Raw genomic sequence first — 26,426 nt, 5'->3', positions numbered from 1 at the left:
CGGTTTTAACATTACTTACCGCCCGCGAATGCGTGGATCGAGCGCGTCGCGCAACCCGTCTCCGATGTAGTTCACGCTGAGCACGGTCAGCGAGATGAAGATGCCCGGTAGCATCGCCCGCGAGGGGTATTGCTGCATATAGTCGATCCCGTCAGCCACCAGCCGCCCCCATGTCGGGAAGTCCGGCGGAAAGCCCATACCGAGGAAGGACAGCGCGCTTTCGGTAATGATTGCCGTGGCCAACATTAATGTGGCCGAAACCATCACCGGCGACAGCACATTGGGCAGGATATGGCGCAGGATCAGCCGCCGTGGCGGCGTGCCGATCGAGCGCGCGGCCAGCACATATTCACGCTCTTTCAAGGCCAGCACATCCCCGCGCACCACCCGTGCGGTGCGCATCCAAGAGGTCACGGCAATCGCGGTGACGATCAGCAGGAAAATCCCCGTCTCGACCCCGAAAATCGAGGCCAAAGGCTGGCGAAACAGCATCGACATCACCAAGAGCAAAGGCAGCAAGGGCAGCGCCAGAAACAGATCGGTCAGCCGCATGAGCAGCCCGTCCACGCGGCGGAAATACCCCGCCAAAACCCCGATCATCGTGCCCAGAAACACCGAGAGCACCATCGCCACGATACCCACCGCCAGCGACACCTGACCGCCCTTCATCATCCGCGCAAAGATATCGCGGCCCAGTTGATCGGTGCCCATCGGATGGGCAAAGCTGAACCCCTGATTGCGCGAGCGGATGTCGATATAGGTGGCGCTATAGGGCCAGATATAGGGGCCGACAAAGCAGAAAAACACGATGAACAGGAACACGATCATCCCGACCAGCGCGCCTTTATGGGTCTTGAACTGGTCCCAGACATCCCACCATTGATTGCGCGGCGGGCGGGCGGTGGCGATATCAGTCATAGCGGATCCTCGGATCAAGCAGGGCATACATCAGATCGGCGATCAGGTTGAAACCGACGATCAGAATGGCAAACACCATCGACAGGGTCAGCACCATCGGCAGGTCCGAGGCGTAGATCGCGATGATCAACAGCTGCCCGAGGCCGTTGACGCGGAAAATCTGCTCGGTGATGATCGCGCCGGTGAAGATCGTCGGAATGCCAAGCGCGATCACCGTCACCACCGGAATCATCGAGTTGCGCAGCACATGCACCAGCACCACGACGCGCTCGGTCATGCCCTTGGCGCGGGCGGTGCGCACATAGTCTTGGGTGAAATTGTCCAGCATCGAGGCGCGCATAAAGCGGTTGATCTGCGCCGCGTTATAAAGCGTCAGCACAAACACCGGCATCGCCATCTGGCGGATTTGCAGGCCCAGATTGTGCCAACTGTCGACCACCAGCGTGGTGTCATAGATGATCGGGAACCAGCCAAGCCAGATCGAGAAGATCAGGATCAGCAGCGGGCCGGTGAAGAAGGTCGGCAGCGAGAAGCCAACCATCGAGACAAAGGCGCCCAATTGGTCGAACCAGCTATATTGCCTATAGGCCGAATAAACCCCGATCGGCACCGCGATCAGGATGCCGAGGATATAGGACAGCCCGACCACCCAGAGTGTCTGCGGCAGGCGCTGCGCGATGATATCCGCCACCGGCGAGCGTGACTGAAAGGAAATAATCCGCTGCCCCTCAACCGCGAGGCTTTCAATGCCGGTCATATTGGCCAGCACATGGCTGGGTTCCACCACCGAGAACATATAGAGCCATTTGCCAAAGCGGATATACCACGCCTCGCCAAGCCCCAGCGCAAGGCGCATCTGCTCGCGCACTTCGGGCGGAATGGTTAGCGGCATATCGGCCATCGGATCGCCGGGTGAAAGCTCGAGCAACAGAAAAATAGCCAGAGCGATGAACAAAAGCGTCGGGATCGCCAGCAGCAATCGTCTCAGCGTGTAAGTGAACATGAAAGGCGCCTTTGTTCAGCGTTCGAAGCGGGAGGCCTTGCCCCGCGCGACGGCGGGGCAAGGAGGGGATCACAGGATCAGTTCGAGGCGCGGCGCCATTCGGCGATGCCCGAGGTTTCGCTGTCCCAGACGTTCAGATCAACGCCCTCAAGCGTGACAGAGCGCGCCGAGACGCGACCGCGCGAGACCAGCGGGATGATCGTGTAGCTGCGCACCAGCATGTCGTTGAGTTCGCGCGCGATACGGGCGCGGTCCTCGGTATTGGCGGTGCGGCCCAACTCGTCGTGCAGGGCGTCATAGGCGGGGTCACAGTAGCGGTTGATATTCTCGCCCTGCCACTGGGTATCGGGGCGGGGCTCATTGCCGCAGAGATACTGACCCAGATAGGCCGCCGGATCGGTGCCCGAGAAGTTGTTGGCATACATCTCGACGTCGGCATAGAACTTCTGGAAGGTGTCGGGCGACCCCGGATCACCGCCAAAGAACACCGAAGCGTTGATATTGCGCAGATTGGCTTCAACGCCGATCTCGCGCCACCACTGCTGGATCAGCGCCTGGAAATCCTGACGCACAGCATTGGTTGAGGTCTGGTAATCCAGCACCAGACGCTGGCCATCCTTGACGCGGATACCGTCGCCGCCGACTTCCCAACCGGCCTCATCCAACAACTCGCGCGCACGGTCCATATCCTGCGTCACGCAATCGGCGTTGGTGTCCGACGCGAAGGCGGGCGGCGATGGCACGAGGTTACAGCCGGGCAGACCGGCGACACCGTAACCGATTTCGACCAGCAATTCGCGGTCGATGGCGCGGCTCAGCGCCTCGCGCACGCGGATATCCGAGAGGATCGGATGCGGTGCCTCGCGGGTCGAGCGCGTCTCGGGCGGCAGATCGGGCGAGGGGTCGGTCAAGTTGACTTCGATCCGCTCAACCAAAGTGCCAAAGGCCGAAATCGGCACGCCCTGACCACCCTGCGCCATCGTCGCGATGACATCGGGCGCAAGCTGCAGGTTCCAAGCGTAATCCATCTCGCCGGTTTCCATCACCGCACGACCGGCCGAGGCCGCGTCGCCGCCGCCCTTCAGGGTCAGCGTGGCGAAATGCGGCAATGCCGGATCGCGGTAGTTCGGGTTGGCCTCGAACTGGATTACGTCATTGGGCCGGAAATCGGTGACGCGAAAGGCGCCAGTGCCGATCGGATAGAAGTTGGCCTCGGTGCATTCAGGTGCGCGGGCGCCAAGGCAATCGGCGAATTGCGCGGCCTGAATGATCGGCGCGAAACCGGTCACAAAGGGGCCGTAAGGCACCGGCGTGGCCTCGTCAAAATGCACCGTCACGGTCAGATCATCGACCACTTCGACGCTTTCCACACCGTTGAACTGGCGCAACTGGGCGCAGCCGCCTTCGGGGTGCATGCAGTATTCCGCGGTGAACGCCACATCGGTCGAGGTCACCGGCGTGCCATCGGACCACAACAGCCCCTCGCGCAGACGCCAGGTGATCGACATCAGGTCTTCGGCCACGCCGCCGTTTTCCACTGTCGGGATCTCTTCGGCCAGCCAAGCGACCAACTCACCGCGCGGATTATAGCGTGCCAGCGGCTCGATCACGATGTTGGACGCGTCCACATCCTTGGTGCCGCCTGACAGATAGGGGTTCATGATCGACGGCGCCTGCCAGTAGATCACATTCAGATGGCCGCTGTCGCCACGCTCGGCCATTGCCGAAACCGGCAAGAGCGCCAGCGCTGTCGCGGCCCCGATCAAAGTAAACCTTTGTTTCATATATCCTCTCCATGTTGGTCGTGGGTTGGTTATCATGCGTCGTTCGCCGTGGTTTAGCCCGCGGTCTGGTCGTGGGTATGCAAGTGACAGGCAGCGAAATGGCCGGGGCGGACCTCCAGCGTCTCTGGTGCGATCTCGCGGCAAATGTCCATCACCTTGGGGCAACGGGTGCAGAAGTTGCAGCCTTTGGGCGGGTTCGAGGGCGAGGGCACGTCACCCCTCAGCACAATCCGGTCCTTGCGCACCTCCGCCGAAGGATCGGGTTCGGGCACGGCGGACAAGAGCGCCTCGGTATAGGGGTGCTGCGGATGGTCGTAGAGGTCCTGCACCGGCGCCAGTTCGACAATCACGCCCAGATACATCACCGCCACCCGGTCGGCGATATGGCGCACCATGCTCAGGTCGTGGCTGATGAACATATAGGTCAGGCCGAATTGCTCTTGCAGCTCCTCCAGCAGGTTCACCACCTGCGCTTGGATCGACACATCGAGCGCCGCAATCGGCTCGTCGCAGACGATGAACTTGGGGTTCAACGCGAGCGCGCGGGCAATCCCGATACGCTGCCGCTGCCCGCCCGAGAAGGCATGCGGGTAGCGATTGGCAAAATCGCGGTTAAGCCCGACCGCATCCATCAACTCATAGATCCGCTCCAGCTTTTTGGCGCGGTTCCAGTTGGTGTGTTCATCGAGCGGCTCGCCAATGATCCCCGCCACGGTCATCCGCGGATTGAGGCTGGCTTGCGGGTCTTGAAACACCATCTGCATCGCAGGCCGCCGCTTGCGCAAAGCCTCTTGCGAGAGCGTGGCGATATCGGTGCCGTCAATGGTGATCGAGCCCGCCGTCGCCTCATAGAGCCGTAGCACCGCCCGCCCGCAGGTGGATTTCCCGCAACCGGATTCGCCCACAATGCCAAGGGTTTCGCCCTCAAAGATGTCAAAGGACACCCCGTCGACCGCCTTCACCGCGCCGATCTGGCGACGCAGGATGCCGCCGTAGATCGGGAAATGCATTTTTAGGTCGCGCACTTCGACCAGTTTACGGGCGGTATCTGGCGCCGGATTAGGGGCCGAGCTGGGGGCAGGAATATCCTTCATAGCGCGGCCTCCCGATGGTCCCAGTGGCAGGCGACATCATGGTTACCCCCCAAGGGGCGGCGCTGCGGGTTTTCACGCGCGCAGATTTCCATCGCATGCGGGCAACGGTCGCGAAACGGGCAGGCGGTGGGATGCGCGCCCAGCATCGGCGGCTGGCCCTCAATCACCCGCAGCTTGTCGTCGCGGGTGCCGTGCAGCTTGGGCATGGTTTGCAGCAAAGCGCGGGTATAGGGATGCGCCGGATTGGCGAATAACTCGCGCACCGGCCCCTGTTCGGCCACCTGTCCGCCATACATCACCAGCACACGGTCGGCGATGCCCGCAATCACCCCCAGATCATGGGTGATCCAGATGATCGCCATGCCGAGTTTCTGCCGCAGGTCCTTCACCAACTCCAGTATCTGCGCCTGAATGGTCACATCCAGCGCTGTGGTTGGCTCGTCGGCGATCAACACCTTCGGATCACAGGCCAGCGCAATCGCGATCATCACCCGTTGCCGCATACCGCCGGAAAACTGGTGCGGATAATCCTTGAGCCGCCGCCGCGCATCGGGAATGCCCACGATTTCAAGGAGTTCCACCGCACGGTCCCGCGCCTTGCGCCGCGTCAGCCCCATATGGACGCGCAGCGGCTCCATGATCTGGAAACCGACGTTGAACACCGGATTGAGCGAGGTCATCGGGTCTTGAAACACAAACCCCACTTCGCCGCCGCGCACATTGCGCATGTCCTCGGCGCCCATGGTCAATAGGTTGCGATCACCCAGCATCACCGTGCCCTCACGCACCTCGGCAGGGGGTGAGGGCAGGAGGCCCAGAAGCGACATCATCGTCACCGATTTGCCCGAACCGGACTCGCCGACGACGCCCAGCAACTCACCGGGCCGAAGGTCGAAACTGACCGAGTTCACGGCATGGACTTCGCCACCGCGCACGCGAAAAACCGTCTTGAGGTTTTGGACATCAAGAACCGGTGCGGCCCCGTCGGGCATGTAGACCTCCCACGTTATTCTTCCCGATTTCTTTTTTGAATCGGGTGTTAACACTCAGACTGGCAAGGATTGTCTCACCAAGCAAGACAAATATAGGCGGCTAGAAAGCTGAATTAGTGTAATAAAATAAGACGCGCCCGGCTAGGATGCGCTGCCTGACGCCCGGCTCGGGGGGTAACTGAAGCGCATCTCGGGCCTTGACGCAGACAGGGTCGCGCGCAGAGGATGGCGCCAGAAAACCACAGGAAAAACCACAGGGCCGGAGCGCTAACCGGCGGGAATAATAAGGGATTACCATGACGGTGGATACTCACGGGCCGGAGCTTGCGCCGCGCGCCATACTTGAAAGGTTGATCGCCTTTCCCACGGTCAGCAGCGACACCAATCTGCCGCTTGTCGATTGGGTCGAGGGCTATCTGGCCACGCATGGCATCACCGTGCAGCGGGTGCCCTCGGTGTGCGGCACCAAAGCGCATCTTTATGCCCATGTCGGGCCGCAGATCGCCGGTGCGGTGGTGCTCTCGGGGCATACCGATGTGGTGCCGGTCGAGGGGCAGGCATGGACCACCGATCCCTGGGCGTTAACCGAGAAAGACGGCAAACTGTTCGGTCGCGGCACCTGCGATATGAAGGGGTTTGACGCGCTGGCGATCTGGGCGCTGGTCAAGGCCAAACACGCACCGCTCAAACGGCCTTTGCAACTGGCGCTGTCCTTTGACGAAGAGGTTGGCTGTATGGCCGTCGCCGATCTGATCGAAGCGATGATCGCCTCGGATATGCCGCGCGGCGATACGGTGATTGTCGGCGAGCCTTCGATGATGAAAGTGGTCACCGGCCATAAGGGTGGGCTCGGTTTTGCTGTGCATATTCATGGGTTTGAGGTGCATTCCTCACTGCAGCCCTACGGCGTCAGCGCGATCATGGAGGCGGGCCGGTTGATCCAATGGGCCAATGAGCAAAACGCCGCCAATGCCGCCGCCACGCCCTCGGAACTGGCCGCGCCCTTCGATCCGCCGTTCTCGACCCTGCATATCGGTAAAATCTCCGGCGGAACCGCGCATAATATCACCGCCAAGGACTGCGAATTCGTCCTCTCCACCCGCGCGGTGCCCGGCGACACCCAGTGGCGCGACAAGATCACCGCGAAAATCCGCGAGATCGAGGCCGGCATGCAGGCGATCCGCCCCGAGACCCGCATTGACGCGGTTGAGGTCTTCGGCGTCCCCCCGCTCAGCCCCGAGAGTGACGGCGCCGCCGAGGCTTTGACCCGGCGGTTGACCGGAGACAACGCCTCGCATGTGGTCAGCTATGGCACCGAGGGTGGGCAATTTCAGGTGCGCGGCTATTCCGCCGTGGTCTGCGGCCCCGGCGATATCGCGCAGGCGCATCAGCCCGATGAGTTCCTCACCCTCGAGCAATTCGCCGCGGGGCAGGCGTTTATGGAGCGGCTGATCGACGAGTTGTGCGCGCCGCAACCGGCCTAGCGCGGGTCTCGGACATGGCAATGGGCATCACAATCGGCAGGGCAATTACCATCCGCGATTGCCCTTGCCCGAGCCCGATTTCCGCGCCACTTTAGCGCCACCCAACCCCAAGGAGGCCTTGATGCCTGTTCGCAACCGTCTCGCCGAAATGCACCCGGAAATCACCGCATGGCGTCGGGATCTGCATGAAAACCCCGAGTTGATGTATGACCTGCCGCGCACCAGCAAGATTGTCGCCGACAAGCTCACCGCCTTTGGCTGCGATGAGGTGGTGCCGGGCATCGGGATTTCCGGCGTTGTCGGGGTGATCCACGGGCGCAAGACCGGCTCGGGCAAGGTTTTGGCCTTCCGCGCCGATTTGGATGCGCTGCCGATCCATGAGGCGTCGGGCGTTGACTATGCCTCGAAAACCCCGGGTAAGATGCACGCCTGCGGCCATGACGGGCACACCGCAATCTTGCTGGGTGCGGCGCAATATCTGGCCGAAACGCGCAATTTTGACGGCACCGTGGTGCTCGCCTTCCAGCCCGCCGAAGAGGGCGGCGCCGGTGGCAAGGCGATGGTTGACGACGGGTTGATGGACCGCTGGGGCGTGCAAGAGGTCTACGGGCTGCACAATATGCCCGGCTTCGAGGTCGGCCAATTCGCCATCCGCGAAGGCGCGCTTTTGGCTTCGGCGGATGAATTCGAGATCACCGTCACCGGCAAGGGCGGCCATGCCGCGATGCCGCATGAAACCGTCGACACCACGTTGGTGGCCAGCCATATCGTCGTCGCGCTGCAGTCCATCGTCGCCCGCAATATCGACCCGTTGGGCAATGTCGTGGTCACCGTCGGCGCCTTCCACACCGATTCCGTGGCCTCGAATGTCATCGCCCATGAGGTGGTGATGAAGGGCACGGTGCGCACGCTGGACCCCGATCTGCGCAATCTGGCGCAAGAGCGGATCGAGGCGCTGGTGCCCTTGACCGCGCAGGCCTACGGCGGCACCGCCGTGGTCGATTACCAACGCGGCTATCCGGTGACCGTCAACCACCCCGAGCAAACCGCTTTTGCCGCCGATTGCGCCGAAGAGGTCGCCGGTTCGGTGATCCGCGACGTCAAACCGGTGATGCCCGCCGAAGATTTCGCCTTTATGCTCGAAGCGCGGCCCGGCGCCTATATCTTCATGGGCAATGGCGACACCCCGATGTGCCACCATCCGGCCTATGAATTCGACGATAACGCCATTCCCGCAGGCTGCAGCTGGTTCGTGACGCTGGCCGAACGCCGCATGCCGCTGACCGCCTGATCACATCATTCCTCAAAGGGGGACCGACCGATGCCAATCAAGAACCGTTTTTCCGAAATGCTGCCCGAAATCACCGCTTGGCGGCGCGATTTCCATGAGAACCCCGAACTGCTGTTCGACACCCATCGCACGGCGGGCATTGTGGCCGAGAGGCTGCGTGAGTTCGGCGTCGACGAGATCACCGAGGGCATTGGCCGCACCGGTGTGGTCGGCGTGATCAAGGGGCGCTCTACCACCTCGGGCAAAGTGATCGGGCTGCGTGCCGATATGGATGCGCTGCCGATCTATGAGGCCACCGGCGCCGCCCATGCCTCGAAAACCCCCGGCAAGATGCACGCCTGCGGCCATGACGGGCATACCGCGATGCTCTTGGGGGCGGCGAAATATCTCTCCGAGACGCGCAATTTCGACGGCACCGTGGTGGTGATCTTCCAACCCGCCGAAGAGGGCGGCGGCGGCGGCAAGGAAATGTGCGACGACGGGCTGATGGAGCGTTGGGGCATCCAAGAGGTCTACGGCATGCACAATATGCCGGGCATCCCGCTGGGCCAATTCGCCATCCGCGACGGCGCGTTCTTCGCCGCCACCGACCAATTCGAGATCACCGTGGTTGGGCTTGGTGGCCATGCCGCGAAACCGCATGAGGCGATCGACACCACCGTAGTTGCCGCACAAATGGTCACCGCCCTGCAAACCGTGGCCAGCCGCAACCATGATCCGGTGAAAAATCTGGTGGTCTCGGTGACGTCATTTCGCACCGAATCCGAGGCGTTCAACGTGATCCCGCAGAATGTCACCCTGCGCGGCACCGTGCGCACAATGGACAAAGAGACCCGCGAGATGGCCGAGGTGCGGATCAAAGGCATCGCGGCCGGCATCGCGGAGGCTTTCGGCGCCAAGGCCGATGTCAGCTACCGCAAGGGCTATCCGGTGATGGTGAATTCCACCGAGCAGACCGAATTTGCCGCGCAAGTGGCGACGAAAATCTCCGGCGATTGCGCCACCGCGCCCTTGATTATGGGCGGTGAGGATTTCGCCTTTATGCTCGAGGAACGCCCCGGCGCCTATATTCTGGTCGGCAATGGCGACACCGCAATGGTCCATCACCCCGAGTATGATTTCGACGATAACGCGATCCCGGCGGGCTGTAGCTGGTGGGCGGGGATCGCCGAGATGCGTATGCCGGCCTGACGTCCAGTCGCTGCGATCACAGAGGCCGCGCCGCGATTGGCGCGGCACTCATTTGCGGCCCCGACGGCGCAGGTCTTCGGCCTGCCGTTCGACCAATTGCTCAAGCACCGTGGCGCGACCAAAGGCGCGCGCGGCGGTGGGTTTCTGGCGCAGGTAATCGGCGGTCACCATGGCGAGTTTCTGGTTCAACAGCCGCTGCTGCGCCTCGACCCAACGCAGATGCGCCAGCCGCGCGCCGACCATCGCCGGATCAACCGGCTGCCCGCCGCTCTCGCTGCCGTCCAACGGCGCTTCGGTCCGGCGCAGGGCGTCCAGCGACGCCTTGAGCCGGTTGCGCGACTGCGCCACCTCGGCCAGCCGCGCCAGTTCCGCGTCTTTCTTCAACGCCGCAATCGCCTGCAACCGCGCCAATGCCATGGGGTCCTTCATCGCGGGGCCCCCGGTCCGCCCGGCATCGGCCCATTATTCCCCGACCCGCCATTCCCAGACCCGCCGTGCCGCTTGCGTGCGCGCTGGCGCATCGCCTCGGCAAAGCGGATCGCGGCGGCGACGGCCTGATAGTGATCCGGCGAAATCTCGGCGCCGATCTCGGTGGTGGCAAACAGCGCCCGCGCGGTCGGCGGGTCCGAGTGGATCGGCACCGTCGCCTCTTGCGCCACCTCGCGGATGCGCGCGGCGATCTCATCGGCGCCTTTGGCCACACAGACCGGCGCCTGCGCGCTGCCCGGCGCCCATTTCAGCGCCACCGCGTAATGGGTCGGGTTGACGATCACCACCGCGGCCTGCGGGACATCGGTTAACATCTTGTTGGTGGCGATTTCCTGCGCCCGCGCGCGGCGTTGCTGCTTCATATGCGGATCGCCCTCGGCCTGTTTATGATCCTCGCGCAGCTCCTGATGGCTCATCCTTTGGCGCCGGTTATGGTCATAGACCTGCCAAAAATGATCCAGCGTGCCGATGACAATCATCACCAGCACCACAATCGCCAGAAACTCGGCCATCATCCGCAGCAACAGCGCCGCCACCGGGCCTGAGCTTTGCGCCTGCGCGGCCAGAAGTTCAGGCATGCGCGCGGCCAGAAATGCCCAGAGGATCATCCCGTAAATGATTAATTTGACGGTGCTTTTGGCGAATTCCATCAATCCGGTGGGGCCGAATTTATTCTTGGCATTCGACAGCGGCGAGATCCGCGACAGTTTCGGCTCCAGCTTTTGCGGCGCAAAAACCAGACCGCGCAGCGCGAACAGCAAGATCAGCGCCAAAGCCCCCGGCAGCAGCGCGATCGGCGCCATCGCCAGACCGATCTGCGCCAATATCGTGCCGCCGGTGCTGGTGCCGCCGCCCAAGAGCGCCGGTCCGACCATATCGGCGCGGGCCAGCAATCCCTGACCGATTTCGCCCAGTTTCACCGGTGTCCAGCCACCGGGCAATAAGGTTAACGCCAACAGCCCCACCGCCGCCGCGGCCGCCGTCAAATCCGAGGTTTTCGGGATTTCACCGCGTTTGCGCGCCTCGTCCAGCTTGCGCGGGGTGGCCTCATACGGGCGTTCTGTATCGTCGTCCTGTCCGCTCATGGCACGATCATCAGCGCAGGGTCGGCCGACATTGCGGCAAAGGTCGACAGCCAGATCGAGATCATCAAGGGTGCTGAAATCAGCATCAGGAACAGCCCGCCAAAGGTCAGCGCCGGCGCCCCGACAAAGGCGACCATCAGCTGTGGCATGGCACGGTTGATTGCCCCGAGCGCGAGGTTATATAGCCCCGATCCGATGACAAAAGGCGCCGCCAGCGTGAAGGCCAGACCGAAGGCATGGGCCACCCGCGACACCCCCCATTGCGCCAGCGACGAGGCGTCAAGCCATTGACCCGATGGGAAAATCTCATAGGACAGCACCAAAAGCGCCGCCAATCGTTCGGGCAGGCCCGAGACCACAATCACCGCCAGCCCTGCCATCACCAGAACCTGCGAGAACGCCGGTTGCGGGTCAATGCCCGCGCCGCCAAAGGCCTGCGACAAAGACGTCGCCTGCGCCGCCATCGTGCCCGCCATCTGCAAGACCATCACCAAGAGGCGCAAGCCAATTGCAAGGGTCAACCCGACCAGCGTTTCCGCGCCGATAAACAGCGCCGCACGGATCAGAGTGTCGGGCACCGGCGGCACCTGACCGGCCAGCGCGGGCGCGACAATCACCGTCATCGCCAGCGCCGATATCAGCCGCACACGCGCCGGCACCACCCGCTCGCCAAACACCGGCAGCAGGGTGAAAAACGCCCCGATCCGCGCGAAAACCAGCCCGTAATGCACCATCCACGCCTGACCCTCGGCCAGCAATTGCGACAGATCGGCGGTGAGACTGGGGGTCATGCCGCGACCTGTCCGACCAAGGCGGGCCGCGCCTCCATGCCGATTTCCTCGAACGCCAGCACTGGCGCCGCGACATTGCGCGCGGCCATCACCGTGCGCAGAAACCGCCGCCGCCGCGTCGATGTGACCAGCGCCGCATGGGTGCCTTCTTCCGAGAGACCCGAGAAAGTTTCGGCCAGAGTGTTAGCCAATTTACCAAAATCCTCGGGCGGCAGGGCGATGTCACTGCTGCCGCGCTCGCCCTCGATCTGGTAGCGGGTGAACACATCCTCCCATTCCGGCGCCAATTGCACCAAGGGCAGCGAGCCATCGGGGCGTTTTAGTCCGGCCACCAGTTGGAACCCGAGCCTTTGCCGCACATGCTCACAGACAAATTCGGGCGGCAGTTGTTGCACGCGCAATTCGGCAATGGATTCAAGGATCAAGGGCATATTGCGCACCGACACCCGCTCATCCAGCAGCAGCCTGAGCACCGCCAGCAGCGTGTCGATTGGCACTTTGTCGGGGATCAATTCGTCGATCAACCGGCGGTTGGCCTCCGAGCGGCGCTCATCCGACAGGTTGCCCATCTCGTCCAGCATCCGCCGCAGACCGCGCAGCGACAAAAGCCGCGCGAAATTCGATTTGAGCACCTCGAGAAGATGCGTCGCCAGCACTTCGGCGGGGCCAACCACGGTCAATCCGCCGAGCGCGGCCTGTTCCTCATCAGCGGCGGTGATCCAGCGCGCCGGCGCCGCATAGACCGGTTCTTTCACATCGATCCCCGCGGGCGCCAGCGCGCGGTCATCGGGCAATAGCGCCAGCCTCCGGTCGGGGATCAGCTTGTCTCGCCCCTGTTCGACGCCCTGGATCAGGATCTGATACTCGCCGGGGGCCAGTGACGGGTCATCGGTAAGCCGGATTTCCGGCAGGATCAGCCCGAAATTGCGCGCCACATGGTTGCGCATATTCATGATCCGCGCGTCCAATCCGGTGGCGGGATCCAGCACCATCGGCACCAGATCGGGGGCGAAAGTGACATGGATTTCGTCAAGATCGAGCACATCACCCAGCGAGGTGCGCGGCAGATCGGCGACGGGGATATCCTCAACCGGCGCGCGGTCCTGCATGCGTTTGGCATACCATGCGGCCGTGCCCAACAGCCCCGCGCCCAAGACGAAGGGGATAAAGGGCAGGCCGGGCACCAGCGCGAACAGCCCCATCAAAAGCGCCACGGTTAACAGCGCGGTAGGGTGTTTACCCAGCTGCGCGAAAAGCGTGGAATCCGTCGCCCCCTGTGCGCCGCCCCGTGCCAGCAACAAGGCCGCGGCAATCGAGATCACCACCGCGGGGATCTGGCTGACCAACCCGTCGCCGACGGTGAGAATGGCATAGGTTTCAAAGGCTTCACCGATCGCCATGCCATGCACCAAAGTGCCCATCAGCAGGCCGACCACGATGTTGAGCACGGTGATCAACAGCCCCGCGACCGCATCGCCCTTGACGAATTTCGACGCCCCGTCGAGCGAGCCGAAAAACGTGGTCTCCGCCTGCTCGCGCTCGCGGCGTTCGCGCGCTTCGATATGGTTAATCGCGCCCGCCGACATATCGCTGTCGATCGCCATCTGCTTGCCCGGCATACCGTCGAGGGCAAAGCGCGCGCCGACCTCGGCCATCCGTCCGGCGCCCTTGGTGATGACGATGAAATTCACAATCAACAGCACGCAGAACACCACGATGCCCAGAAAGACATTGCCGCCCATGATGAAACTGGCGAAGCCTTGGATCACCGTGCCGGCGGCCTGCGGGCCGGTGTGGCCTTCGCCGATGATCAATCTTGTGCTCGAGACGTTCAGCGATAGCCGCAGCATCAGCGAGGCCAGCAAGACCGTTGGAAAGATTGAGAAATCCAAGGGCCTCTCGATGAAGAGGGTCAGTGTGAACATCAGAATCGCCAGCGCGAAAGAGGCGGCAAGCCCGATGTCGAGTGCCCAAGGCGGCACCGGCAGGATCATCATCACGATCACCGCCATCAGCGCCAGCGCCAGCAGAATTGTCGGTTGAAAGATGCGCTCGAGCGAAAAACTCATGGGGAGACCTAAAATAAAGGGGCAGCGGTGGGCAGGGTCGCGGGCACCAAAGAGGCGCCTTGCGCGACGCCGGAAAACAGCGGGTAGGGGCGTGACTGGGAGGCGGCACGCGCGGATTGCGCGGGGCGTGAGGTTTGCACGTGCCGAGAAGTGTGTGCAGGGCGCGGTGTTTGCGCGGCGGCTAGAGCCGGACGCGAAGAGGGGGCGAGCCGCGCCAGCATCTGCCGAAAGCGCGAGCGGTAGCGATGGGCCAGATGCGGGGTGCGCGAGTGATAAGCGCCTGCCGCCCCCTCCCAACTGCCAAATTCTATCCTTAGATCAGATAGATAGGCGGCGGCATAGCGGGCGGCAGTCAGCGGATCGAGCAGGGATTCGGGCGCGGCAAAATTCTCGCCATGCCAGCGCCAGTTGATCTGGAAACAACCCAGATCAATGCTGCTTTGACCCCGCGCCAATGTCTCGCGGGCATAGCGCGCCACCTCCTCGCGGCTGGCAAACCAATGACCGCGGCCTTCGGTATTCGCCGCCCAGGGCCAGGGCCGCAGCCGCCCACCCGCATTGCGGCCGGTCTCGGTGAGCGCAATCGCCTGCAAAACATCGACTGGCACACCGGATTCGCGCGCCGCCTGCGCCGCGGCGGCTTCGCAAAGTTCGGGCCGCGCCAAAACCGGCGTTGCCAATGAGCACAGGCACAGTGCCAGCATAAATGCCGGATGCCGGAGCCTGCGCGCGCGAGAGTTCTTCATCGCATCCGTTCCCCATTCCAGCGCCATCCTAGGCGCAAGAAGGTTGACGAAGCGTTGACGCCGCCGCGCATTAACCCTGCAAAGCGATGTTTTTTAACGCGAACTGATGCATATTCCATCAAACCTCGGGCGGGGCAGGGCGGCAGCGGGGCGCGCCCGCCAAAGATACCTGCAACTGTCCGGCCATAGGCGCAAAATCACCGGTTTCCCTTATCAACGAGCGCTGCTAAATAGTGCCACGTCGCGCGGACGCCTGCGTTCGCGCCGGGATGGATAACGGCGCCCCACCGGGCCGCCCTCAGACAATGGAACCCCTATGTCCCTTGCCTTGATCGCGGCGCTACCATTTTTGGGCGCGCTTTTGCCTGGTTTGATGATCCGTTCGGGCCGCAATGCCTGTGCCATGGTCACCCTGTCGATCACCGGATTGGCGCTGGCCGGATTGCTGCTTAACGCCCCCGCGGTGATGGCTGGCGAGACGCTGACCGAACATTACGCATGGCTGCCCGCGCTGGGGCTGAACGTCAATTTCATGCTCGACGGGCTGGGGTTTCTCTTCGCGCTGATGATCCTCGGCATTGGCCTGTTGATCATCATCTACGCGCGGTTCTACCTGTCCAAAGACGACCCGATGGGCAATTTCTACACCTATCTGCTGCTCTTCCAGGGCGCGATGGTGGGCATTGTTCTGTCGGATAACATCCTGCTTTTGCTGGTGTTTTGGGAGCTGACCTCGCTCTCGTCCTTCCTGCTGATCGGCTATTGGAAGCATCTGCCCGAAGGCCGCCAAGGCGCGCGTATGGCGCTGGCGGTGACCGGCATGGGCGGCTTGGCGATGATCGGGGGGATGCTGATCCTTGGCCAGATCGCGGGCAGCTATGATATCAGCGTGATCCTGACCCAAGGCGAGGCGATCCGCGCGCATGATCTCTATGTGCCGGCGCTGGTGTTGATCCTGCTCGGTGCCTTCACCAAATCCGCGCAATTCCCGTTCCACTTCTGGTTGCCCCACGCGATGGCCGCGCCGACGCCGGTCTCGGCCTATCTGCACTCGGCGACCATGGTTAAGGCGGGGCTCTTCCTGATGGCGCGGCTCTGGCCGGTGCTCTCGGGCACGCCCGAGTGGTTCTGGCTGGTCGCAGGCGCCGGTCTGATCACCATGGTGCTGGGCGCGGTGATTGCGCTGTTCAAGGACGACCTCAAGGCGCTTTTGGCGTTTTCTACGGTCAGCCATCTGGGCCTGATCACCATGCTTTTGGGCATGGGCACGGAATACGCGGCGAAGGCGGCGGTGTTCCACATCATTAACCATGCCACCTTCAAAGCGGCGCTGTTCATGATCGCAGGGATCGTCGATCATGAGGCGGGCACCCGCAATATCCGCTTGCTCGGCGGTTTGCGCAAATTGATGCCGGTGACCTTCACCATTGGCACAATCGGCGCGCTGTCGATGGCGGGGATACCCTTCTTTAACGGCTTCCTGTCAAAAGAGATGATGCTTGAGGCCGCGTGGGATACCAGCACGCTGTTTGCTGTCGTCGCCACCCTGGGCGCGGTGTTCTCGGTGGCCTATTCGTTCCGCTTTGTGGTGCATACCTTCATGGGGCCGGTGCGCAACGACTACCCGATGAAGCCGCATGATCCGGGCTTTGGCATGTGGGCGGCACCGGCGTTTCTGGCGGTATTGGTGGTGCTGATCGGCCTGTTCCCGCAGCAGATGGTCGGCCCCTTTGTCGAGGTGGTCGCGGGCGCGGTCACCGGCGGGCATCCGCATGTGCATCTGGCGCTCTGGCACGGGCTGACGCCGGCGCTCTATATGTCGGCGATCGCGGTGGCGGGGGGCCTCGTGTTCCTTGCGCTGCAACGCAGTCTGGCGCCGCTTTGGGACAATGCCCCACGGCCCGAGGCGAAGGCGATTTTCGACGCGATTGTCGAGGCTGCGGCCCGCGCCGCCAACCGGATCACCGATTCACTGCATGACGGGAAAATCTCGCGCTATCTGGCGGTGTTCACCGTGGTGGTCGTGGCTTACGGCGCTTGGGCCTTCACCGGCGGCACCCATAGCGCGGGCACCCGCGAATTGCTGCCGATCACCTTGGTCGAGTTGATCTTTTTCGTGCTGCTGGTGGTTGCCTGCATCGGCTTGATCCTTGTCCACCGCAAGCGCTTTGTCTCGCTGATCGTGATCTCGATCGTCGGGTTGGTGGTCTCGATGAGCTTTGTGCAGTTCTCCGCCGCCGATCTGGCGCTGACGCAGTTGACCGTCGAGGTGGTAACGGTGATCCTGCTGCTTTTGGCGCTGAACTATATGCCCAAGGAAACGCCGATTGAATCGGGCGGTCTGGCGCGGCTGCGGGACGGGGTGATCGCTCTGGCGGCGGGGGGCGGCGTCGCCGCGCTGGCCTATGCGATCCTCACCCGCGACATGAGCCTGCCGTCGATCTCGGAATACCATGTCGCCAACTCCTATATCGGCGGTGGCGGCAACAATGTGGTCAATGTGATTCTTGTCGATTTCCGCGGCTTTGACACGATGGGCGAGATCATCGTGCTGGGGATCGCCGCTTTGGTGATCTATGCGCTGGTCGAGGTGATCCTGAACGGCGCGGCCTCGCGGCGGTTGATGAACTGGGTGCCCGATATGCCGCAAGCCTATGACCGGCACCCCTTGATGATGGTCGTTGCCACCCGCGTGGCGCTGCCGATTGCGCTGACCGTGGGCGTCTATATCTTCCTGCGCGGGCATAATCTGCCGGGCGGCGGCTTCATCGCCGGTCTGGTGGTGGCGATTGCGCTGCTCACGCAATATATGGCCTCGGGCTTTGCCTGGACGCAGGCGCGGCAGCGGTTTGACTATCATGAGATCATCGCCTCGGGCATCATGATCGCGGTGATGACCGGCGTCGCCAGCCTTGTGCTGGGCTGGAACTTCCTGAGTTCGACCGGCACCTATATCACCATCTGGCCGCTGGAGGAGATCCATCTGACCAGCGCCGTGGCCTTCGATCTGGGCGTGTTCCTGACCGTGGTCGGTGCGGTGCTGCTGGCGCTGGCCAGCCTAAGCCGGATTGGCCGCCGCGCCGGACAAGGGGTCAATCTGACCGCGATGGATGTCGATCCCTCGGCGGAAACTCTCAACACAGAAGGGGAGCGCTGACATGGAGCTGCTTGTCGCTCTTGCCATCGGCATTTTGACCGCAACCGGCGTCTATCTGCTGCTCAGACTGCGCACCTTTCCGGTGGTTCTGGGCCTGTCGCTGCTGACCTATGCGGTGAATGTGTTCATCTTTGCCTCGGGCCGTTTGATGAGCGGCGCGCAGCCGGTTCTGGGCGCCGCCGAGGCGATCACCGATCCGCTGCCGCAGGCGCTGGTGCTGACTGCGATTGTGATTTCCTTCGGGATGACCTCGCTGGTGGTGATCCTTGCGCTGGGATCATTCCTCAACGCGGGCACCGACCGGATCGACATTCAAAAACCGGGCGAAATGCCCGACGCCGGACGCTAAGGGGGCGATGATGGAACATTGGATTGTTGCTCCGGTCGTCATTCCGGCTGTGATCGGCGCGTTGATCGTGATGACCATGCGCTATGACGTGATCTCGCAGCGCGTGGCGGGGCTGGCCTCAAGTATCGCGCTGGTCGCGGTGACCGTGGCGCTGTTGGTGTCGGCGGCCTCGGGCAATGTCGAGTCCTATGAGCTGGGCAGCTGGCAGGCACCCTTCGGCATCGTCTTGGTGCTCGACCGGCTGTCGGCGCTGATGGTCACGGTGACGGCAGTGCTGGGGCTGGCGGTGCTGGCCTATGCGGTGGCCACCGGCTGGGACCAGCGCGGGCGCAATTTCCACGCGCTCTACCAGTTCCAGTTGATGGGGCTGTTCGGCGCGATGCTGACTGGCGATATCTTCAACCTGTTTGTGTTCTTCGAGATCCTGCTGATCGCCTCTTACGGGTTGATGACCCATGGCGGCGGGCGCATGCGGCTGCGCGGCGGCGTGCAATATGTGATGTATAACCTCGCCGGATCGACGCTGTTTCTCTTTGCCCTCGGCACGCTTTATGCGGTTTTTGGCTCGCTGAATATGGCCGATTTGGCCGAGCGCGCGCAGCAATTGCCCGAGGGTGATATGGCGCTGATGCGGGTGACGGCGGCGCTGCTTTTACTGGTCTTCGTGCTCAAGGGCGCGCTTTTGCCGATGCATTTCTGGCTGCCCAACACCTACGCTTTGGCGCCCGCACCGGTCTCGGCGCTGTTCGCGGTGATGACCAAGGTTGGCGCCTATTCGGTGATCCGCGTCTACACGCTGATCTTTCCCGACACGCTGCCGGGGATCGACGGGCTGATCCGCGATGTCTTGCTGCCGGCCTCGCTGATCACCGTCGCGGTGGGCATCATCGGCATTCTCGGCGGGCGAACGCTGGCGCGGGTGGTGTCCTTCTCGGTGATCGGCTCGATGGGCACGCTGTTTCTGGCGGTCTCGACCTTCTCCGAGGCAGGGGTAGCCGCGGCGCTCTATTACCTGATCCATTCCACCTTGGCCGCAGCGGCGCTGTTCCTCATTGTTGACCAGTTGCGCGCTCGGCGCGGGCATTCGGCGCTGCGCGATCAAGCCCCGATGCCGGGGGCAGGGCTGTTGGCGGCGATGTTCTTTGTCGCGGCGATTGCCATGGCCGGTCTGCCGCCGCTCTCGGGGTTTGTTGGCAAGCTCTTGATGCTCAAGGCCTTCTTGGCCGAGGATTGGTGGGTCTGGGGCTTTGCCGTGGTGCTTGGCACCTCGCTGATCGCGCTGGTCGGCTTCTCGCGCGCCGGTTCCACCCTGTTCTGGAAGCCCGAAGATGCCAGCGCCCCCGCGCCCGAACCCTATGAAGCCGAGGCCGGAGCCGCCTCGCCATGGGGCAGGGCGGTTTTGGGCATGGTTTTGGCGCTGATTGTGGCGCTGACCGTTCTGTCGGGGCCGGTGACGCGCTATACTATGGCGACCTCGGCGCAATTGTTCGCGCCGCAGAGCTATATTCTCGCGGTCCTCGGCACGCCGGAAGCGCGCGCCGCACGACTGGCCGCCGATGCCGAGGCCATGGCCGGACATGCCGCAGACCATGGTGATGACACAGAGCATGGCGACGATGCAGGCCATGAGGCCGAGGATCACGGCCCGGATCACGACGCCGAAACGCCAGCCACCACGCAGGAGGGTCACTGACATGCGCGCGCGCTTTTTACCCCATCCGCTGCTCAGCTTTACGCTGTTCATCGTCTGGCTGCTGCTGGCCAATTCCCTGTCGATCAACTCGATAGTCTTTGCCGCGATCCTCGGCATCCTGATCCCGGTGTTCACCCAGCCCTATTGGCCGGATATGCCCACGCTCTCGCGGCCCGGCGGGATGCTCGCCTATGCGGGGATCGTGATTTATGACATCGTGGTGGCCAATATTCAGGTGGCGCTGATCGTGTTGTTCAAACCGCGCGCGCAATTGCAACCGGCTTGGGTCACCGTGCCTCTGGACATCCGCAGCCCCGAGGCGATCACCATGCTGGCGGGCACTATCACATTGACGCCGGGCACCGTGTCTTGCGACCTGACCGAAGACGGCCGCGCGATCCTCGTCCATTGCCTGCATGCGCCCGACCCCGAGGGCGTCAGCGCCGAGATCAAATCCCGCTACGAGCGCCGCCTCAAGGAGATTTTCGAATGATCGCCTATGCTTTGACCTTCGCGATATCCGCCTTTGGCCTTGGCCTTTTGCTGAACCTCTGGCGGGTGATTTCCGGCCCCGATCACAGCGACCGGATACTGGCGCTCGACACGATGGTGATCAACGCCATCGCCCTGTTGATCCTGCTTGGCATCACTCTGGGCACGACGATCTTCTTCGAGGTCTCGATGCTCTTTGCCCTCGTCGGCTTTGTCTCCACGGTCTCCTATTGCCGCTTTTTGCTGCGCGGCGATATCATCGAATGAAAGGGGCGCGCCATGCCATTCTGGGTTGAACTGACGGTGACGGTATTCTTGGTGATTGCGGGGGTGTTCGGCTTTGTCGGCTCTTACGGGTTGATCAAATTGCCCGATCCGATGAGCCGTTTGCACGCGCCGACCAAGGCGACGACTCTGGGCGTCGGCGGGGTGTTGATTGCCTCGATGGTCTATTTCTACGCCACTACTGGACGGATCTCGGCGCATGAGCTGATGGTCACGCTGTTCTTGCTGCTGACCGCGCCGATCACCGCGCTGTTCATCGCCAAGGTGCATCTGCATCTGCGCAAAACCCCCAAGGACCTGCCCTCGGCCGGCGAAGGCAGCGGTTGGGCCAGCTATACCGCCGCAGGCCCGGCGCGCGGGGTGCGCGATTTCCCGCGCCAGCCCGAAGAGCCTGCGCCCGCCCCCGCGACACCGCGTTGAGATCCGGCGCGAAATGGTTTTCGCGAGCTAAGTTTTCGTGTAACACTGTCGCGGTCGCCCGGGTTGGGGGCGGCGACAGGGTAAAGCTTTGTGTGGGATGCGGATCAGATTGATGCTCTGACCGAAGTCGTTGTGCGGCGGCTTTTGGTCGAGGGCGGCACAGCGCGGGCGCTTGCCGCCGAGATCGCTGGGCAATTGGCGGCCGAGACCCCTGAATTGCCCGGATTGGCGCTGGCCCTGCCGTTCACCCTTGCGGCTGGCGGGATCGAGGACATGCTCGGCGCCGGCCATCAAGCCTATGCCGCCGCGGTGGACGCCTGGCGCGTCTCGGCCTTGCTCGGGGCCGAGGTTCTGGGCCTGCAAGCGATGACGCAGGCGCCGGTATCGGTGGCTGACCTCAACGCGCATTGGCGGTCCTGCGGGGTGTTTGCGGCCTGAAGCGGGCTTTTGAACCGTGGGTGGCTGACAAGTCTCGTAGAAGCTATCGGCTGAAACCTTTGCGCAAAATTAGGCACGAAGGGACGCGCCCGACCCTGGGTGGGCGCATGCTCCCGATCCACAACGCGCAGCGCTACAAAGCTGTTTTGTCAGGCGAGCCGCGACTGGCATCGCCATGCGCCCTCCCGGGGGGAGGGCGCCTTGGCGATGTCGTCCATCGCTCAATCGACCCCGAGGCTTGTGAGCGCGCGCATTGCCCAGCCGGACCCGGCGCCCACCCAGGATCGGGCGCGTCCCTCTGCGCTTTACACCAACCTCACGCCGTCGGCGCGTCGCGGGTTTTCAGCAGGTCGCGGATTTCGGCCAGCAGCTCTTCCTGCGTCGGGCCCGCGGGTTCTGCCGGAGCCTCGGGCGCCGCCTCTTCTTCACGCTGTGCCGCGTCCTTAACCTTGTTCACGCCGCGCACCAGCATGAATACCACCCATGCGATGATCAGGAAGTTGATCACCGCCATGATGAACGACCCATAGGCAAAGATCGCGGCCCCGGATTCGCGCGCCACCTCAAGGCTGGTGTTGACCGGCACCGCACCCGAAAGCACGATGAAACGGTCGGTAAAATCCACCCCGCCGGTAAACAGCCCGATGATCGGATTGATCAAATCGGCGACCATGGATTTAACAATCGCGGTGAAAGCGGCGCCGACGATAATCCCGACCGCCATATCCATGACATTGCCGCGCGCGATGAAGTCTCTGAAATCTTTGAGCATAGTGCCTGTCCTTATGTCCCGTTTACCCGTGCCAGTGCGGCGAAACGCCATGCCGACTGGCGGTTTTTACATGTAACGCCAGAGCCGGAGCCCGCGGTGCACCTTATTTTCTTGCCCTGTGTGCAGCGGGTTAATCAAGATGAAACTCGTAATCGCAGGCTTTATCACCGGCTTTCGCGCGCAGGTGTCGTAAGGGAATGCAGCGAATCCTCGTCTCGTCAGCGATTGCCGCCTATACTCCGCGCCGCACGACCGGGGCCTTCCGTAGGGCAGGGGCAGCTCAGAGAGCCCAGCTTGCCGGTTTTTCACCCTGTTTTGCTCAGTTTGCGGGCAGCTATCCGGGCCCGACTGCCCAAAGCGTGACCGGAAAGCCCGCGCACCGCTTCACCTGCTGCTGCGACCTCGGGCAGCATTGCAAATCGCCCCGCGCCTGTGGCAAGAGGGGGAGATAAATCCAGACGGAGCCTCTTTGATGCCTGATTTCGCCGCTCGCCGCACCATGATGGTTGACACGCAAGTGCGTCCTTCGGATGTCACCAAACTGCCGATCATCGAGGCTATGTTGACCATCCCGCGTGAGCGTTTCGTGCCCGGTTCGCTGACCGAGGCCGCCTATGTCGGCGAGAACCTGCAACTGGGCGGCGGACGTGTGCTGCTGGAACCGCGCACCCTCGCCAAGATGTTGGATATGCTGGACATTCGCCTTGACGACATGGTGCTCGATGTGGCGGCAGCAACCGGCTATTCCAGCGCTGTGATCGCCCGTATGGCCGAGGCGGTGGTGGCGGTCGAACCCGTCGCCGCGCTGGCCGATGACGCCGAATCCGCGCTTGACGCCGAGAGCATCAGCAATGTGATCCTCGAGCGTTCGGCCGCCAATGAAGGCGCCGCCGCGCATGGCCCATATGACGCGATCATCGTGCAGGGCGGTGTCGAGGTCTTCCCCGAGGCGCTCGCCGGTCAACTCAAGGACGGGGGCCGCGCCGCGGTCATGTTCCTCGAGGGCAATCTGGGCGTCGTGCGTCTGGGTATCAAAACCAAGGGCACGATCCATTGGCGCGATATGTTCAACGCCAATGCGCCGCTGCTCGACGGGTTTGCGGCAACCCGAGAATTCGCATTGTGAGCGGTTGGCCGTCAGCACCCAAAGACGCTTTCGGCATGCCACGGGGCTGGCTGGCCAAAACTAGATATATGGAGACGATATGGGCTTTCTGATTCGGATGCGAACAGTCGCCCGCGCGGCGGTTCTTGGCGTTGGTCTGTCGGGGCTGGCGGCTTTCTCGGCGCAGGCCGAGACGCTGGCTGACGCGCTGGTTGCGGCCTACCAGAACTCCAATCTGCTGGACCAGAACCGCGCGCTCTTGCGGGCCAGCGATGAGGATGTGCAGCAGGCGATCGCGGCGCTCGGACCGGTGGTTGAATTCGTCTCTACGGCGATGGCGAACCGGGGCACTTCGACCGGCTATTCCACCACCTATTCGATGAATTTCGCGCTTTCCGTCAGCGCAACCCTGTTTGATTTCGGCCGGAGCCGGATGGCAGTCGAGGCCACCCGCGAGCAGGTGCTCTCGGCCCGTGCCGGTCTGGTCGCGGTCGAGCAAAACGTGCTGTTTGACGCGGCGCAGGCCTATATGTCGCTGTTTTCCGAGATGCAGACCGTCGAGTTGCAACGTAACAGCGTGTCGGTGATCGAAGAGCAATTGCGCGCCGCCCGCGAGCGGTTCGAGCTGGGCGATTCGACCCGCACCGATGTGGCGATTGCGCAGGCCCGTCTGGCCGCGGCGCGCTCGGGACTGGCGGCGGCACAGGGCAATGTTGCAGTCGCGCGCGAGCAGTTCAACCTTGTCGTCGGGCGCTATCCGGGCAGCCTGCGGCAACCGCCGCGCCTGCCGACCCTGCCGTCCTCATTGGCGGCGGCACAGGATATCGCGCGGCGCTTTCACCCCGCGATCACTCAGGCTCAGCATCAGGTGACCGCCGCGGATCTCGCCACCGAGATTGCCGGAACCCAGCGTATGGGCACGGTGACCGGCGGGCTGACGGCGCAATCCACGATCATTGGCAGCTCCTCTGACACCGACAGCCTGTCGGCGAATATGCGCTATGCGGTGCCGATCTATAACGGCGGGCGGCTTAATTCGGCCGAGCGGCAGGCGGTGGCCCGCGGCGAGGCGCAGCGCGCCGCGCTCCATCAGATGGTGGCCACTGTGCAACAGGCGGTGGCAGCGAATTGGTCGCAATTGCAGGTGGCGCGGGCAACTCTGGCGGCGGGTGACCTGCAGATCGAAGCCTCGCAATCGGCCTATGATGCGGTGCGCGCCGAGGTGGAACTCGGTTCACGCACCACGCTCGACCTGCTCAACGCCGAGCAAGAGCTTCTTGATGCCCGTTCGGCGCGGATACAGGCTTCGACCACGGTGCAGGTCGCCGCCTATGCGCTGCTCAATTCGATGGGGCAAATGACCGTCGAGGCGCTGCGTCTGGGCATCCCGACCTATGATGTCGAGGCTTACGGCGCCGGCCTGCGCGGTGGCTCGCCGCGCGCGACCCCCTCCGAGCAAAGCATCCGGCTTGACCGCATTATGGGGCGCCATACCACGAGCCCTTGATCGGGAGTTGTTTCGTAACCTTTCAGCGGGTATCCTAGACGGCAAAACACAGGTAATTCGAGCGAGACTTCGGGCATGTCGGACGCAATGACCAATCGAGAAATCGAAGATGTGCTGACGTCGATCCGTCGGCTTGTCGCACAAGAGGGCAGCGAACCGCCCGCGACCGGTCGCCTGATCCTGACCGAAGCGCAGCGGATCAACGCCGCCACGGCAGCGAATACCGACAGCATTGAGCCGCGTGACGTGGCAGCACCGCAAGCGCCGGACCACCCCGTGCGCCCCGCGGCGCCCGAGGCACCGTCAGCCCAGTCTACACCGGCGACACCGGCAACCGAGTTCACCGCCGCAATGCTCAGAGGCGCGCCGTCCGCTAGTTCTGAACCCGCGCTGCAATTGGGCGACGCAGCACCCGCGCCTGACTTTGTGGCCGGGGCCGCAGCTGCCGATGAGGCGGGGGAAGTCTCTGACACAACCAGTGAGGACAGCGCCTCGGGCCTCCCCGTGCCCGATTTCGGCATGCTCGAAGCGACGATTGCCGAATTGGAAGCCGCCGTCTCCGCCAGTGGCGAGACATGGGAGCCGGACACCGAAACCGGCGAGGCGCCGCGCCCCTCGAATGTCACCGACCTCTATGGCCGCCTGACCTTCGCGCGCGGCAATAACGCGCCGATCTCTCTGGCCGAGGATCAAACCCCCGCACCTCAAAAAGCACCTGAAGACGCGCCCACTGGTGACGCCAGCACCACGACAGACGGGGCAGCGGCAAGTTTCACCCATCACAGCGCCGAGGCTGCCGCTCCGCAGGCGCGCGGGCCCGAGAATGCGCCGGAACTAGACCACCCGTCTGAGCCCGAAGTCGCGCCCGAAGCCCCGATGGAGACCGACGCAACCGCCGCCGACCCAACCGCAACTGCAGGGGCGCAAGCCTCGACTGCAGAGTCTGAATTCTCCGCCGCGGATGACGATACCTTTGTGGATGACCCCGGAGACACGATCATCGACGAAGACACCCTGCGCGTTGTCGTGGCACAGATCGTGCGCGAGGAATTGCACGGGCAATTGGGCGAACGCGTCACCCAGCAAATTCGCAAACTGGTGCGCGCCGAGATCGCCAAGGCCCTGGAGGGCCGCGATTTTCTCTAAGCCCTGCGCCGGTTGATCGGGCGAAAGCAAGGGGGTTTTCCACCCCCTTGGACCCCCGGAAGATATTTAAGGCACAAAGATGGGCAGGGAAGGCCAGCGCTCAATGCGTGGCTCCGTGAGCATTT

Annotated in this window: 24 protein-coding genes; 13 read left to right on the top strand and 11 right to left on the bottom strand. The window is 63.1% G+C overall.

Annotation, left to right across the window (positions count from 1 at the left end):
- Positions 1–15 precede the first annotated feature (15 nt).
- The 5 genes from DDE20_RS01725 to DDE20_RS01705 form a co-directional block, all read right to left on the bottom strand.
- A complete protein-coding gene (locus DDE20_RS01725; RefSeq protein ID WP_116556712.1) occupies positions 16–918 on the bottom strand; it encodes an ABC transporter permease in 903 nt (300 codons plus the stop codon).
- Positions 911–1,921 (bottom strand): ABC transporter permease, encoded by a 1,011-nt coding sequence (locus DDE20_RS01720; protein ID WP_116556711.1) that lies wholly within the window; start codon positions 1,919–1,921, stop codon positions 911–913. The genes DDE20_RS01725 and DDE20_RS01720 overlap by 8 nt, the downstream gene beginning before the upstream one ends.
- Positions 1,922–1,998: 77 nt before the next feature.
- Positions 1,999–3,705, bottom strand: coding sequence for a peptide ABC transporter substrate-binding protein (locus DDE20_RS01715; RefSeq protein ID WP_116556710.1), 1,707 nt, complete (start codon positions 3,703–3,705; stop codon positions 1,999–2,001).
- A 53-nt stretch (positions 3,706–3,758) separates the two neighbouring features.
- Entirely contained in the window at positions 3,759–4,799 is a 1,041-nt protein-coding gene (locus DDE20_RS01710; protein WP_116556709.1) for an ABC transporter ATP-binding protein, read from the bottom strand.
- A complete protein-coding gene (locus DDE20_RS01705) occupies positions 4,796–5,791 on the bottom strand; it encodes an ABC transporter ATP-binding protein (protein WP_116556708.1) in 996 nt (331 codons plus the stop codon). The genes DDE20_RS01710 and DDE20_RS01705 overlap by 4 nt, the downstream gene beginning before the upstream one ends.
- A 296-nt stretch (positions 5,792–6,087) precedes the next feature.
- On the opposite strand from DDE20_RS01705, the gene argE reads away from it, so the two are divergent.
- The 3 genes from argE to DDE20_RS01690 all read left to right on the top strand — a co-directional run bounded on the left by argE (position 6,088) and on the right by DDE20_RS01690 (position 9,757).
- Entirely contained in the window at positions 6,088–7,275 is a 1,188-nt protein-coding gene (argE, locus tag DDE20_RS01700) for an acetylornithine deacetylase (RefSeq protein ID WP_116556707.1), read from the top strand.
- 121 nt (positions 7,276–7,396) lie between these two features.
- Complete coding sequence (locus tag DDE20_RS01695; protein WP_116556706.1) at positions 7,397–8,566, top strand: M20 aminoacylase family protein; 1,170 nt, start codon at positions 7,397–7,399, stop codon at positions 8,564–8,566.
- A gap of 30 nt (positions 8,567–8,596) precedes the next feature.
- Entirely contained in the window at positions 8,597–9,757 is a 1,161-nt protein-coding gene (locus DDE20_RS01690) for a M20 aminoacylase family protein (protein ID WP_116556705.1), read from the top strand.
- A gap of 48 nt (positions 9,758–9,805) precedes the next feature.
- Here DDE20_RS01690 and DDE20_RS01685 read toward each other — a convergent pair whose 3' ends face one another.
- The 5 genes from DDE20_RS01685 to DDE20_RS01665 are packed head-to-tail and all read right to left on the bottom strand — an operon-like array spanning position 9,806 to position 14,937.
- Positions 9,806–10,186 (bottom strand): hypothetical protein, encoded by a 381-nt coding sequence (locus DDE20_RS01685; RefSeq protein WP_133240313.1) that lies wholly within the window; start codon positions 10,184–10,186, stop codon positions 9,806–9,808.
- Complete coding sequence (locus DDE20_RS01680) at positions 10,183–11,331, bottom strand: EscU/YscU/HrcU family type III secretion system export apparatus switch protein (protein ID WP_116556703.1); 1,149 nt, start codon at positions 11,329–11,331, stop codon at positions 10,183–10,185. Before DDE20_RS01680 ends, DDE20_RS01685 begins: the two co-directional genes overlap by 4 nt.
- Positions 11,328–12,122 carry a flagellar biosynthetic protein FliR gene (locus DDE20_RS01675; protein ID WP_240607805.1) on the bottom strand — a complete coding sequence of 265 codons (795 nt, stop codon included), beginning with the start codon at positions 12,120–12,122 and terminating at the stop codon, positions 11,328–11,330. Before DDE20_RS01675 ends, DDE20_RS01680 begins: the two co-directional genes overlap by 4 nt.
- Positions 12,119–14,191, bottom strand: a complete 2,073-nt coding sequence (gene flhA, locus DDE20_RS01670) for a flagellar biosynthesis protein FlhA (RefSeq protein ID WP_116556702.1) — start codon at positions 14,189–14,191, stop codon at positions 12,119–12,121. The genes DDE20_RS01675 and flhA overlap by 4 nt, the downstream gene beginning before the upstream one ends.
- Before the next feature lie 8 nt (positions 14,192–14,199).
- Positions 14,200–14,937: a lytic transglycosylase domain-containing protein gene (locus DDE20_RS01665; protein ID WP_165814391.1), complete on the bottom strand. Its 738-nt coding sequence runs from the start codon at positions 14,935–14,937 to the stop codon at positions 14,200–14,202.
- A 316-nt stretch (positions 14,938–15,253) separates the two neighbouring features.
- Here DDE20_RS01665 and DDE20_RS01660 point away from each other — a divergent pair, with 316 nt between their 5' ends.
- From DDE20_RS01660 to DDE20_RS01630, 7 genes are all read left to right on the top strand, one after another.
- On the top strand, positions 15,254–18,094 hold the full coding sequence (locus DDE20_RS01660) for a monovalent cation/H+ antiporter subunit A (protein WP_116556700.1): 2,841 nt from the start codon (positions 15,254–15,256) through the stop codon (positions 18,092–18,094).
- A gap of 1 nt (position 18,095) precedes the next feature.
- Entirely contained in the window at positions 18,096–18,443 is a 348-nt protein-coding gene (locus DDE20_RS01655) for a Na+/H+ antiporter subunit C (RefSeq protein WP_116556699.1), read from the top strand.
- 10 nt (positions 18,444–18,453) lie between these two features.
- A complete protein-coding gene (locus DDE20_RS01650; RefSeq protein WP_116556698.1) occupies positions 18,454–20,136 on the top strand; it encodes a monovalent cation/H+ antiporter subunit D in 1,683 nt (560 codons plus the stop codon).
- Between the two features lies 1 nt (position 20,137).
- Entirely contained in the window at positions 20,138–20,629 is a 492-nt protein-coding gene (locus DDE20_RS01645) for a Na+/H+ antiporter subunit E (protein ID WP_116556697.1), read from the top strand.
- Positions 20,626–20,895 carry a K+/H+ antiporter subunit F gene (locus tag DDE20_RS01640; protein ID WP_116556696.1) on the top strand — a complete coding sequence of 90 codons (270 nt, stop codon included), beginning with the start codon at positions 20,626–20,628 and terminating at the stop codon, positions 20,893–20,895. The genes DDE20_RS01645 and DDE20_RS01640 overlap by 4 nt, the downstream gene beginning before the upstream one ends.
- 12 nt (positions 20,896–20,907) lie before the next feature.
- Entirely contained in the window at positions 20,908–21,333 is a 426-nt protein-coding gene (locus DDE20_RS01635; protein ID WP_116556695.1) for a Na+/H+ antiporter subunit G, read from the top strand.
- 90 nt (positions 21,334–21,423) lie between these two features.
- Positions 21,424–21,771, top strand: coding sequence for a hypothetical protein (locus DDE20_RS01630; protein WP_116556694.1), 348 nt, complete (start codon positions 21,424–21,426; stop codon positions 21,769–21,771).
- 316 nt (positions 21,772–22,087) lie between these two features.
- Here the strand turns inward: DDE20_RS01630 and mscL are convergent, their stop codons facing one another.
- Positions 22,088–22,543 (bottom strand): large conductance mechanosensitive channel protein MscL, encoded by a 456-nt coding sequence (gene mscL, locus DDE20_RS01625; RefSeq protein ID WP_116556693.1) that lies wholly within the window; start codon positions 22,541–22,543, stop codon positions 22,088–22,090.
- A gap of 472 nt (positions 22,544–23,015) precedes the next feature.
- On the opposite strand from mscL, the gene DDE20_RS01620 reads away from it, so the two are divergent.
- The 3 genes from DDE20_RS01620 to DDE20_RS01610 all read left to right on the top strand — a co-directional run bounded on the left by DDE20_RS01620 (position 23,016) and on the right by DDE20_RS01610 (position 26,301).
- On the top strand, positions 23,016–23,669 hold the full coding sequence (locus DDE20_RS01620; protein WP_116556692.1) for a protein-L-isoaspartate O-methyltransferase family protein: 654 nt from the start codon (positions 23,016–23,018) through the stop codon (positions 23,667–23,669).
- A 79-nt stretch (positions 23,670–23,748) separates the two neighbouring features.
- Positions 23,749–25,155, top strand: a complete 1,407-nt coding sequence (locus DDE20_RS01615; protein WP_116556691.1) for a TolC family outer membrane protein — start codon at positions 23,749–23,751, stop codon at positions 25,153–25,155.
- A 75-nt stretch (positions 25,156–25,230) separates the two neighbouring features.
- On the top strand, positions 25,231–26,301 hold the full coding sequence (locus DDE20_RS01610) for a hypothetical protein (protein ID WP_116556690.1): 1,071 nt from the start codon (positions 25,231–25,233) through the stop codon (positions 26,299–26,301).
- Positions 26,302–26,426: the final 125 nt, after the last annotated feature.

The sequence above is a fragment of the Pararhodobacter oceanensis genome (genome assembly GCF_003076755.1).
Classification (GTDB): domain Bacteria; phylum Pseudomonadota; class Alphaproteobacteria; order Rhodobacterales; family Rhodobacteraceae; genus Pararhodobacter; species Pararhodobacter oceanensis.
The sequence above is the reverse complement of the archived record's forward strand: the minus strand, read 5'-3'. Positions and strand labels throughout refer to the sequence as shown.